The organism is Furfurilactobacillus curtus, from assembly GCF_045862785.1.
Taxonomy (GTDB): domain Bacteria; phylum Bacillota; class Bacilli; order Lactobacillales; family Lactobacillaceae; genus Furfurilactobacillus; species Furfurilactobacillus curtus.
In genome coordinates, this window is the sequence record NZ_BQXO01000030.1 from 1 (window position 1) to 1028 (window position 1028).

The window sequence follows — 1028 nt, forward strand, 5'->3', positions numbered from 1 at the left end:
GTAATTCGAACTCTGGCTCGAACAACACCGGTGACAGCAACACCGGTAACTCGAACTCTGGTTCAAACAACACCGGTGATTCCAACACTGGGAACAGTAACAGCGGTTCAAACAACACTGGTGATAGCAATACCGGTAACTCGAACTCTGGTTCAAACAACACCGGTGACAGCAATACCGGTAACTCGAACAGTGGTTCGAACAACACCGGTGACAGCAACACTGGGAACAGTAACAGTGGTTCAAACAACACCGGTGACAGCAATACCGGTAACTCGAACTCTGGCTCGAACAACGCCGGTGACAGCAATACTGGTAACTCGAACTCTGGTTCAAACAACACCGGTGATAGCAACACAGGTAATTCGAACTCAGGTTCAAACAACACTGGTAACAACAACACCGGGAACTCAAACAGTGGTAATTCGAACAGTGGTTCGAACAACACTGGTGACAGCAACACGGGTAACTCGAACTCCGGCTCGAACAACACTGGTGACAGTAATACTGGGAACAGTAACTCTGGCTCGAATAACACTGGTGATAGCAACACAGGTAATTCGAACTCAGGTTCAAACAATACTGGTAACAACAACACCGGGAACTCAAACAGTGGTAATTCGAACAGTGGTTCGAACAACACTGGTGACAGCAATACTGGTAACTCGAACTCGGGTTCAAACAACACCGGTGATAGCAACACAGGTAATTCGAACTCAGGTTCAAACAATACTGGTGATAGCAACACCGGTAACTCGAACTCAGGTTCAAATAACACTGGTGACAGCAACACAGGTAACTCGAACTCTGGCTCGAATAACACCGGTGATAGCAACACTGGGAACAGTAACTCAGGTTCAAATAACACTGGTGACAGCAACACAGGTAATTCGAACTCAGGTTCAAACAATACTGGTGATAGCAACACCGGTAACTCGAACTCAGGTTCAAATAACACTGGTGACAGCAACACCGGGAACAGTAACAGCGGCTCGAATAACACTGGTGATAGCAACACGGGTAACTCG

General features: G+C 47.1%; 1 protein-coding gene. It reads left to right on the forward strand.

Annotation, left to right across the window (positions count from 1 at the left end):
• Positions 1-1028, forward strand: a 1028-nt coding sequence (locus ACKTR2_RS10250) for a beta strand repeat-containing protein (protein WP_407885037.1), incomplete at both ends; no start/stop codon positions are given.